The sequence below is a fragment of the Actinomadura sediminis genome (assembly GCF_042675525.1).
Lineage (GTDB): Bacteria > Actinomycetota > Actinomycetes > Streptosporangiales > Streptosporangiaceae > Spirillospora > Spirillospora sediminis.
In genome coordinates, this window is the sequence record NZ_JBHTJA010000176.1 from 1 (window position 1) to 8,734 (window position 8,734).

10 protein-coding genes are annotated in these 8,734 nt (G+C 72.7%); all 10 read right to left on the bottom strand.

Features of this window, described 5'->3' with window-relative positions:
- Positions 1 to 92: 92 nt before the first annotated feature.
- Positions 93 to 407: a DUF2469 domain-containing protein gene (locus ACFQ11_RS36275; RefSeq protein ID WP_378307233.1), complete on the bottom strand. Its 315-nt coding sequence runs from the start codon at positions 405 to 407 to the stop codon at positions 93 to 95.
- A complete protein-coding gene (locus tag ACFQ11_RS36280) occupies positions 404 to 1,189 on the bottom strand; it encodes a ribonuclease HII (protein WP_378307235.1) in 786 nt (261 codons plus the stop codon). Before ACFQ11_RS36280 ends, ACFQ11_RS36275 begins: the two co-directional genes overlap by 4 nt.
- Before the next feature lie 169 nt (positions 1,190 to 1,358).
- Positions 1,359 to 2,291 carry a signal peptidase I gene (lepB, locus tag ACFQ11_RS36285; protein WP_378307237.1) on the bottom strand — a complete coding sequence of 311 codons (933 nt, stop codon included), beginning with the start codon at positions 2,289 to 2,291 and terminating at the stop codon, positions 1,359 to 1,361.
- Positions 2,292 to 2,426: 135 nt separating this feature from the next.
- Positions 2,427 to 2,777: a 50S ribosomal protein L19 gene (gene rplS / locus ACFQ11_RS36290; protein ID WP_026405315.1), complete on the bottom strand. Its 351-nt coding sequence runs from the start codon at positions 2,775 to 2,777 to the stop codon at positions 2,427 to 2,429.
- Positions 2,778 to 2,894: 117 nt separating this feature from the next.
- Complete coding sequence (trmD, locus tag ACFQ11_RS36295) at positions 2,895 to 3,677, bottom strand: tRNA (guanosine(37)-N1)-methyltransferase TrmD (protein WP_378307240.1); 783 nt, start codon at positions 3,675 to 3,677, stop codon at positions 2,895 to 2,897.
- A complete protein-coding gene (rimM, locus tag ACFQ11_RS36300) occupies positions 3,674 to 4,189 on the bottom strand; it encodes a ribosome maturation factor RimM (protein ID WP_378307249.1) in 516 nt (171 codons plus the stop codon). The genes trmD and rimM overlap by 4 nt, the downstream gene beginning before the upstream one ends.
- Positions 4,190 to 4,840: 651 nt before the next feature.
- Positions 4,841 to 5,083, bottom strand: coding sequence for an RNA-binding protein (locus ACFQ11_RS36305; RefSeq protein WP_026405312.1), 243 nt, complete (start codon positions 5,081 to 5,083; stop codon positions 4,841 to 4,843).
- 1 nt (position 5,084) lies between these two features.
- Positions 5,085 to 5,516: a 30S ribosomal protein S16 gene (rpsP, locus tag ACFQ11_RS36310; protein ID WP_378307242.1), complete on the bottom strand. Its 432-nt coding sequence runs from the start codon at positions 5,514 to 5,516 to the stop codon at positions 5,085 to 5,087.
- A 191-nt stretch (positions 5,517 to 5,707) separates the two neighbouring features.
- Positions 5,708 to 7,282, bottom strand: coding sequence for a signal recognition particle protein (gene ffh, locus ACFQ11_RS36315; RefSeq protein ID WP_378307245.1), 1,575 nt, complete (start codon positions 7,280 to 7,282; stop codon positions 5,708 to 5,710).
- Between the two features lie 156 nt (positions 7,283 to 7,438).
- The coding region (locus ACFQ11_RS36320; RefSeq protein WP_378307247.1) for an ACT domain-containing protein at positions 7,439 to 8,734 on the bottom strand (1,296 nt) is incomplete at its 5' end.

Here is an 8,734-nt window from a genome sequence, read left to right on the forward strand (position 1 = left end):
CGGCCCGGGCGGCGCGGGGCGGCGCGGGCGATGCGGGCGATGCGGCGCGCGGGCGGCGGTGGGGTGGGAGGTGGTCGGGCTTGGGCTGGCGGCTACTGCTCGGAGGGCATCTCGAAGTCGCTCTTCGCGAGTTCCTCGACGTTGACGTCCTTGAAGGTCACGACACGGACGTTCTTGACGAAGCGGGCGGGACGGTACATGTCCCAGACCCAGGCGTCCTGCATGGTGACCTCGAAGTAGACCTCGCCGTTGTCGGTGCCGCGCACCTGCAGGTCGACGGAGTTCGTCAGGTAGAAGCGGCGCTCCGTCTCCACGACGTAGGTGAACAGCCCGACGACGTCCCGGTATTCGCGATAGAGCTGCAGCTCCATCTCGGTCTCGTACTTCTCGAGATCCTCGGCGCTCACGCTCGTGCCCCTTCCGTGCGGCCTTCGCCGGGGACCTCCCCCAAGGCCACGTCCCCATTGTTACGCACTGCCCGACCGACGTTGACGTAGGAGAACCGATGCTCCGGACAAGGTCCGTGCTTTTTGAGGGCTTCGCTGTGCGCGCGCGTCACATATCCCTTGTGGAGGTCGAAACCGTACTCCGGGTACCGCTCGTGGAGACGGACCAAGATGCGGTCTCGGGTGACCTTGGCGATCACGGACGCGGCGGCCACGCAGGCGGCCACCTGATCACCCTTGATCATCGCGAGGCCGGGCACTTCCAGTCCGGGCACCGGGAAGCCGTCGCTCAGAACGTAGGCGGGGCGTTCGGGCAGGGCGGCGAGGGCGCGGCGCATACCGGTGATGTTGCATCGGTGGAGGCCGATGCGGTCGATGTCGTGACACGGGATGACCACGGCGCTCCAGGCGAGCGCCCGTTCCGTGATCTCGCCGTACAGCTCCTCACGGCGCGCCGGGGTGAGGAGCTTGGAGTCGGTGAGTCCCTCGATCGTCCCGCGGCGGCCGCCGCGCAGGATCACCGCGCCGACGACCAGAGGGCCCGCGCACGCCCCCCGCCCCGCCTCATCGACACCGGCCACGGGGGCGAAACCGGCGTGCTCCAGGGCGCGTTCGTAGGCGAACAGCCCGGCGTCACGTCGCGGCGTGAAGCGGAGTGGACGACCCTTCATGCACCGCAGGGTACGTCTCCCGGAGCCTCCATCGCCGCCCGAATGCCCCCTTCCGGGCATGTCGCTGATCACCCTGGGGGGCCGTTCCGCCCGGGCGCCCCTCGTACCGCCGACGGCCGGCCTCACCGTGTGCTCCGCGGGCGGCGCGGCGAGGCCGGTGCCGGGAACCGGAACGCCCGAATCGAGGTGCGGTTCCGCGGGACCGGATGCGGTGAGGCCGGTGTCGTGGGCGGCGTCCGCGTCAGGTCGGGCGGGACCGATGGCCGGCGATCGCTTCCGCGGGCCTGAGGCGGCGGCGTCTCAGCAGGTAGGCGATGGGGAGGGTGCCGATGACGCCGAGCGCGTAGGGCGTCGCGGGCAGGGCCGCGGCGGCGGCCTTCAGCGCGGGCTGCTCGAAGGTATCGGGGATGGGGAGGGTGTCGATGCGGTCCAGCGGCCACACGATCACGAAGGCGCGTCCGATGATGTGGTCGATCGGGATGGTCCCGCCGCCGGGGTCGGCCTGATGGGACCGGGAGTCGTAGGAGAGTTCCCGGTGGTCGCCCATGACCCACACCTGGCCGGGCGCGACGGTGATGTCGAAGGGGTCGTTGGACGGCTTGTTCTGCTCGCCCGTGATCGGGTCGGTGTAGAGGTAGGACGACTCGTCGAGCGGGACGCCGTTGACGGTGACGCGGCCCTGGGCGTCGCAGCACTTGACGCGGTCGCCGGGGATGCCGATGACCCGTTTGATGTAGTCCTTCTCGTTGGGGGCGAAGCCGAAGGCGGCGCCGACCCAGCGGAGGGCCTTGGAGACGGGGTTGGTGGGCTCGCTGACCTGGGTCTCGGGGTCCCAGGACTTCACCCCGTTGAAGACGATGATGTCGCCGCGCGCGACGTCGCGGGTGTGGTAGACGATCTTGTTGACGAGGACCCGGTCGCCGATCTGGAGGGTGTTCTCCATGGAACCGGACGGGATGTAGAAGGCCTGGACGGCGAACGCCTTGATGACCAGGGCCAGGGCGACCGCGATGACGACGAGGACGGGCAGTTCTTTCCAGAAGGAGCCCTGCTTTTTCTTCTTCTCGTCGCCGTCCTCGGCCTCCTCTTCTTCGGAGGTCACGGCCTGCTCTTCTTCGGGCACCGCGCCCTCGGCCTCGGATCGCACGTCTCTCCGATCGTCCTCGTCAGTCATCAGATCAAAAGACTAGCGGCGCCGGGGCCGAACACACCCGTCGCGGGCGTGTCGCCGAGAACGGAACCGAACTTTTCCCCCGAAACGGGCAACGCCCCGGTACCGCGGGGGTCCGGGGCGTTGCGGAGCACGGGCTCAGGACTCGCGCTTCTCCTTGATGCGCGCGGCCTTGCCGCGCAGGTTGCGCAGGTAGTAGAGCTTGGCGCGGCGGACGTCGCCGCGGGTGACGACCTCGATCTTGTCGATCGACGGGCTGTTGATCGGGAACGTCCGCTCGACGCCGACGCTGTAGCTCACCTTGCGGACGGTGAAGGTCTCGCGGGCGCCGCCGCCCTGGCGCCGGATCACCACGCCCTGGAAGACCTGGATACGGCTCCGGTTGCCCTCCGTCACGCGGACGTGCACCTTCAGCGTGTCGCCCGGACGGAAGTCCGGGACGTCGGCGCGCATCGCGGCCTTCTCGATCTCCTGGATCAGGGTGTGCATCGCAGCGGTTCCTCAAGGTCGAACGCGGGCGTCGAGAGGCCCCGTGGGTCCTTCGTGGGGGCGTCGCGCCGCGGAAGCGGTCTTCATCGCCTGCGCGAGTGCAGGCGCACGGACGCTCTAGTTTGCCACACCTTCGGCGTCAACCGGAAAACCGGCGTCGCGGAGGACTTCTCGATCGTGCGCGTCGAGACGCTCGGGGTCGAGGCGGGCGAGCAGTTCCGGGCGCACGCGGGCGGTGCGGCGCAGGGCCTCGTCGCGGCGCCACCGGGCGATCGCGCCGTGGTTGCCGGAGAGGAGGATCTCCGGGACGGGACGGTCCCGCCACAGTGGCGGCTTGGTGTAGACGGGCCCTTCCAGGAGGGATTCCATCGCGCCGGGGGCGAAGGAGTCGTCGGAGACCGAGTCGGCGTTGCCGAGGACGCCGGGGAGGAGCCGGGCGACGGCCTCGACCATGACCAGGACGGCGACCTCGCCGCCGGCGAGCACGAAGTCGCCGAGGCTGACCTCGTCGACGGGCATGCGGGCCGCGGCCTCCTCGGCGACGCGGGAGTCGATGCCCTCGTACCGTCCGCACGCGAACACCAGGCGGGGTTCCGCGGCGTACTCGGCGGCGAGCGTCTGGGTGAAGGGCCGCCCGCTCGGGGTCGGGATGATCAGCCGGGCGGTGGTGCCGGACGGGACGACGGCGTCGAGCGCCTCCCCCCACGGTTCGGGCTTCATCACCATGCCCGGGCCGCCGCCGTAGGGGGTGTCGTCCACGGTGCGGTGCCGGTCGTGCGCCCAGGAGCGCAGGTCGTGGACGGCGAGGTCGAGCAGGCCGCCGCGCCGGGCCTTGCCCAGCAGGGACAGGTCCAGGGGGGCGAAGTACTCGGGGAAGATCGTGACGATGTCGATGTTCATGATTCGTCGAGGAGGCCGGGAGGGGGGTCGATGACGAGCCGGCCGCCGTGCACGTCCACCTCGGGGACCAGGGCGGCCACGAAAGGCACGAACCGTTCCCCGCCGGGCCCGCGCACGACGAGCAGGTCCTGGCCGTGGTGCAGGACGTCGGTGACGCGGCCGACGTCGGCGCCGTCGGTGGTGACGACGGCGAGGCCGACCAGCTCCTGGTCGTGGAACTCGTCGGGGTCGGCGGACGGCCGGATGTCGTCGGGGGCGACGACCAGCCAGGCGCCGCGGAGTCCCTCGGCGGCGTCGCGGTCGGCGATCCCGGCGAACCGGACGAGCAGGCGCCCGGAATGCCAGCGGGCGCGCTCGACGGTGAGGGGCCCGGCGGACGCCGGGTCGGTGGCGATCTCGGTGCCGGGCGCGAACCGGACGTCCGGTTCGTCGGTGCGGACCTCGAGGGTCACCTCGCCGCGGACACCGTGCGGCCGGCCGATCCGGCCGACGACGAGGGGGTCGCTCACGATGAACACCTCGCATTCCGGCCGGCACGTCCACGCCCCGCGCCGCCTCCACGCGGCACGGCCCTGTCCGCGTGCCCGGGGGACGTCCGTGAACGCCCGCACGACGACACCGGGTCGGCGGAGACGACCGGACACGAAGACAGCGGCTCCGGCGAAGCCCCGAAGACGACCGCCTTCGAGACGCCCCGGGCCGGACCGGCGGAAACGGCCGGGCGCCGGGTAAGGCGGGCGGGCCCGGGTGCCGAGGCGGTCGGATCCGGGACGCCCCGGGCGGGACCGGCCGAAACGGCCGGGCACCGGGAAAGACGCGCGGACCCAGACGCCGAAGCGATCGGGACCGGGACACCCCGCGCCGGACCGGCCGAAACGGCCGGGCGCCGGGAAAGACGCGCGGACCCGGACGCCGAAGCGATCGGGGCCCAGACGCCCCGGGCGGGACCGGCGGAGGCGGCCGGGCGTCGGGTAAGGCGGGTGGGCCCGGGTGCCGAAGCGGTCTGGTTCGGGATGGGGGTGGCCGCGGGGGACGCGGGTCGTTCGGGGAGGGTGCACGAAGAGAGCGCTCGGGGGCGCCGACGGGCGGGGGGACGGCCGGGCAGGTCGTCCCCCCGCACGGACACGGCGGAGCGCCGTGCGGCGGTGCTGAGGTTCACGCGCTCAGCGGACCTCGTTGACGTCGAGCAGGTCCACCCGCACGTACCGGCCCCCGGAAAGGGCGCTGATGACGGTGCGGAGGGCCTTGGCGGTGCGGCCGCCTCGGCCGATGACCTTGCCGAGGTCCTCGGGGTGCACGCGCACCTCCAGGACCCGGCCGCCCCTGATCCTGCGGGCGCGCACCCCGACGTCGTCGGGGTGCTCGACGATCCCGCGGACCAGGTGCTCGAGCGCTTCTTCGAGCACGTCAGCCCTCGCTCTTGACTTCGGTTTCGGCCTTCTTCGGCTCGGCCTTCTTCTTGGCGCGGGTCGCGGTGGCCTCGCCCGCGTCGTCGCCCAGCGCCTCCTTCACCGCGGCCTCGAAGACGGCCTTGCGGTCGGGGCGCGGCTCGGCGACCTTGAGGGTGCCCTCGGCGCCCGGCTCGCCCTTGAACTTCTGCCAGTCACCGGTGATCTTGAGCAGGTTCAGGACGGCCTCGGTCGGCTGCGCGCCGACACCGAGCCAGTACTGCGCCCGCTCGGAGTCGATCTTGATGAGCGACGGGTCCTGCTTGGGCTGGTAGAGGCCGATCTCCTCGATGGCCCGGCCGTCCCGCTTGGTGCGGGCGTCGGCGACGACGACCCGGTACTGCGGGTTCCGGATCTTCCCCAGACGCTTGAGCTTGATCTTGACTGCCACGGGTGTGGTGTACTCCAGACTTCATTACAGGGTGGGCGGGCCCGCGCCAGGTGGGGAACACCGGCCTTCGGTCCGCCCGATGGACTCCGGCCGCGCAGGACGAGAGAGGGCGCCGCGCGACTCCGGGTTTCCAGCAAGCCATTCTGCCAGACGGATGCGGGAAAAGCGCAATCGGACGGTGACGCCGCGCGTCACTTCTTCTTGCGGGTCTGCAGCTTGTCGAGGTCGGGCATCTGGAAGCCCGGCGGCAGCTGGCCGCCGCCGAGGCCGGGGGGAAGCTGCCCGCCGCCGAGGCCGGGCGGGAGGCCCTGGGGCGCGCCGTCGGCGGGCTCCTTGGGCCGGTTCGCCTGGGCGGCGCGCTTGCGGGGGTCGCCGCTGCGCTGCTTGCCCTTCTTGTTCTTGGCCTTGGCCGCCTTGGTCGCCTTGCGCCTGCCCCCGCCGGGCATGCCCGGCATGCCGGGGATGCCGCCGGCCATCTGCCGCATCATCTTCTGCGCGTCGAAGAAGCGGGTGACGAGGCTGTTGACCTCGCCGACGGTGACGCCGGAGCCCTTGGCGATGCGGGCCCGCCGGGAACCGTTGATGATCTTGGGCTGGGAGCGTTCCTGCGGGGTCATCGAGCGGATGATCGCGGCGATCCGGTCGAGGTCGCGGTCGTCGATCTGGCTGATCTGGTCGCGGACCTGGCCCATGCCGGGCATCATCCCGAGCAGGTTGCCGATCGGGCCGAGCTTGCGGATCATCATCATCTGCTCGAGGAAGTCCTCGAGGGTGAAGTCCTCGCCGGAGGCGAACTTGGCCGACATCTTCTCGGCCTGTTCCTCGTCGAACGTCCGCTCGGCCTGCTCGATCAGGGTGAGGATGTCGCCCATGTCGAGGATTCGCCCGGCCATACGGTCCGGGTGGAAGACGCTGAAGTCCTCGAGCTTCTCGCCGGTGGAGGCGAACATGATCGGCCGGCCGGTGATGTGCCGGACCGACAGGGCCGCGCCGCCGCGCGCGTCGCCGTCGAGCTTGGTGAGGACGACGCCGTCGAAGCCGACGCCGTCCATGAACGCCTGGGCGGTGTTGACGGCGTCCTGGCCGACCATGGCGTCGACGACGAACAGGACGTCGTCGGGCTGCACGGCGTCGCGGATGTCGATCGCCTGCTGCATCATCTCGGCGTCGATGCCGAGCCGGCCGGCGGTGTCGATGACGACGATGCTGTGCTGGGCGCGGCGGGCCTGCTCGATGGAGCGGCGGGCGACGTCCACGGGGTCGCCGACGCCGCTGCCGGGCTCGGGCGCGAACACCGGGACCCCGGCGCGCTCGCCGACGACCTGGAGCTGCTGGACGGCGTTGGGCCGCTGGAGGTCGGCCGCCACCAGCATCGGGGTCTGGCCCTCCTGCTTGAGCCAGCGGGCGAGTTTCCCGGCGAGGGTGGTCTTGCCGGCGCCCTGGAGGCCCGCGAGCATGATGACGGTCGGCGGGTTCTTGGCGAGCCGCAGCTCGCGCGTCTCGCCGCCGAGGATCTCGATGAGCTCCTCGTTGACGATCTTGACGACCTGCTGGGCGGGGTTCAGCGCCTGCGAGACCTCGGCGCCCCGCGCACGCTCCTTGACCCGGGCGATGAAGTCCTTGACCACGGGCAGCGCGACGTCTGCCTCGAGCAGCGCGACGCGGATCTCGCGGGCCGTGGCGTTGATGTCGGCCTCGGAGAGCCGGCCCTTGGTGCGCAGCGACGAGAAGACCGTCGTCAGCCGGTCGGAGAGCGTCTCGAACACGTGTCTGGACCGTCCTTGGAAAGCTACTGGGATCGCCTATCAGCGTATCGGCTCCCCGGCGGGTTCCCACCCGCCACGGGCGACCGTCTGCGGGGCCGTTCGTCCTCGCGCGGGTAGCGACCCCCGTGCCGGGGGGCTCGCCCGCGTCCCGTGGGGTCAGGACAGCGCGTCCAGGATGTCGGCGCGGGCGGCCTCCAGGACGGACGGGTCGGCGGGCGGCCGGTCGCGGGAATCGACGACGTAGAAGACGTCGACGGCCTCGGCGCCGAGCGTGTCGACCTGGGCGGCGCGGATCCGCAGGCCGCGCCCGCCGAGCGCGCGCCCGATCCGCCACAGCAGCCCGGGACGGTCGTGCGCGCGGACCTCGACGACGGCGGCGGTGCTGGACGCACCGTCGACGATCATCACGCGGGGCGGGGGGACGGGAGTGCCGGGGCGGACGCGGCGGGAGCGGGCGCGGCGGTCGAGGCGGTCGGCGACGTCGAGGCGGCCGGCGAGCATGCGGCGCAGGTCGGCCTCGAGGGCGGCGGGTTCGGGCGGGGGGCCGAACTCGGGGACGGCGGTGAAGTCGAGGACGGCCGTGCCCGCGCCTGGGGACGACACGGTGCGGGCCGTCCGGACGGCGAGGCGGTGCAGGGCGAGGACGCCCGCGGCGCGCCAGAGCAGGCCGGGACGGTCGAGCGCGGCGATCGTCACGCGGGTTCCGGCGACGCGGACGCCGACGCCGTCGCGGCGGGCGAGGGCGAGTTCGCGTTCGCCGAGCACGGGCGGGGGCGGCGGGGTGCCGCCGGAGAGCGCGGCGGCGGCACGGCGGGCGAGTTCGGCGACGAGCCGGGCCTTCCAGGCGTTCCAGGCGGCGGGGCCGGTGGCGTTGCCGTCGGCGACGGCGAGGGAGGCGAGCAGTTCGAGGGTCTCGCGTTCGCGGCCGGGGACGTCGGCGACGGCGGCGGTGACGGTCGCGATGGTGGCGGGGTCGTCGATGTCGCGGCGGGTGGCGGTGTGCGGGAGCAGGAGGTGGTGCCGGACGACGGCCTCCAGGACGCGCGCGTCGGTGTCGGCGAAGCCCAGGCGGGCGGCGATGTCGCGGGCGATGGGGGCGCCGGCGGCGGAGTGGTCGCCGCCGCGTCCCTTGCCGATGTCGTGCAGGAGCGCGCCGACGAGGAGGAGGTCGGGGCGGGCGACGTCGCGGGCGAGGGCGGCGGCCCCGGCGGCGCACTCGACGAGGTGGCGGTCGACGGTGAAGCGGTGGATCGGGTCGCGCTGCGGCCGGTTCCGGACGTGCTCCCATTCGGGGATCAGCCGGACGATCAGCCCGGCCTGGTCGAGCGCCTCCCACACGGGGATCGCCGCGGGCCCGGCGCCGAGCAGCGCGACGAGGGCGTCGCGGGCGGCCGCGGGCGACGCCGGGCCGGGCGCGGCGGCGGGCGCGGCGAGGCGGTCGACGGTCGCGGG

Excerpts from the sequence above, each read along its gene's own strand:
- lepB (WP_378307237.1), bottom strand. The coding sequence starts at position 2,291 with ATGACTGACGAGGACGATCGGAGAGACGTGCGATCCGAGGCCGAGGGC.
- rplS (WP_026405315.1), bottom strand. The coding sequence starts at position 2,777 with ATGCACACCCTGATCCAGGAGATCGAGAAGGCCGCGATGCGCGCCGAC.
- trmD (WP_378307240.1), bottom strand. The coding sequence starts at position 3,677 with ATGAACATCGACATCGTCACGATCTTCCCCGAGTACTTCGCCCCCCTG.